The sequence below is a fragment of the Planococcus sp. A6 genome, assembly GCF_028823615.1.
Taxonomy (GTDB): Bacteria; Bacillota; Bacilli; order Bacillales_A; family Planococcaceae; genus Planococcus.
In genome coordinates this window covers 1-1,141 of sequence record NZ_JAPEHT010000255.1, presented here as the reverse complement: position 1 = coordinate 1,141, position 1,141 = coordinate 1, and the positions used below count along the sequence as shown (strand labels likewise).

At 51.2% G+C, this 1,141-nt stretch carries 1 protein-coding gene; it reads left to right on the top strand.

Annotation, left to right across the window (positions count from 1 at the left end):
* Nucleotides 1–213: 213 nt before the first annotated feature.
* A partial coding sequence (locus ON064_RS18300) for an FHIPEP family type III secretion protein (RefSeq protein WP_274625883.1) occupies nucleotides 214–1,141 on the top strand: 928 nt, incomplete at its 3' end.

Here is a 1,141-nt window from a genome sequence, read left to right as displayed (position 1 = left end):
GCAAATGAACAAGCTCAAGTGCCTTTCGCTTATTCATTAGTCGCCGCCTTCCGCTTTTTATAATTAGCAAAAAAAGGATATGGAGCAAAGCAGCGCAGACTCCTGGGGGATCAGTTCAGCGCGAGCCCCCCGGAAAGCCAGCTGTTTTGCGGAATATCCGGAATCATCTTCAACATACATAGCAAACCGCAACACGACAGAGGAGGAAGTAGTTTGAAATTCAGAGATTATGCGATATTGGTATCGGTGATCATGATTGTCATCATGATGGTTATCCCGCTGCCACCGCTGTTATTGGATATTTTAATCATGATCAATATCAGCTTGGCGCTGACCATCATCCTGGTGGCGATGAACACGCAAGAACCGTTGCAGTTCTCGATCTTTCCGACGCTCCTCCTGCTGACGACATTGTTTCGTCTCGGCTTGAACGTCTCGACGACACGCTCGATCCTGACCAATCAAACCGGCGGACAAGTCATCGAAACATTCGGCTCGTTCGTGGTCGGGGGCAGTGCCATCATTGGGATCTTGGTGTTCTTGATTTTGGTCATCATCCAATTCCTCGTTATCACCAAAGGTTCGGAGCGGGTAGCAGAAGTTGCGGCCCGTTTCACGCTCGATTCGATGCCTGGTAAACAAATGAGCATCGATGCTGATCTGGGCGCAGGCATGATTTCTGACCGCGAAGCGAAAACACGCCGCGAAAAAGTCGGCCAGGAAGCCGATTTCTACGGCGCGATGGACGGTGCCAGTAAATTCGTTAAAGGCGATGCCATCGCCGGCATCATCATCACCATCATCAATATCATCGGCGGTTTGATGATCGGCGTCGTCGTCCACGGCTTGCCGATCGGTGAAGCGGCGCAATTGTTCACTTTGCTATCAATCGGCGATGGACTGGTCAGCCAAATTCCGGCGCTGTTGATTTCGACGGCAATGGGGATTGTCGTCACCCGTGCCGTGTCGGATGGCAACCTCGGATCCGATATTACCCGTCAATTGTTCGCTTTCCCGAAAATGCTGTACGTCGTCGCTGGAACGCTGATGATGCTCGCAGTTTTTACACCTATCAGTCCGCTGCTGATTATGCCAGTCGCTGGCGTCATTGCCTTTAGCGCCTTTAGGATGCAAAAAACGC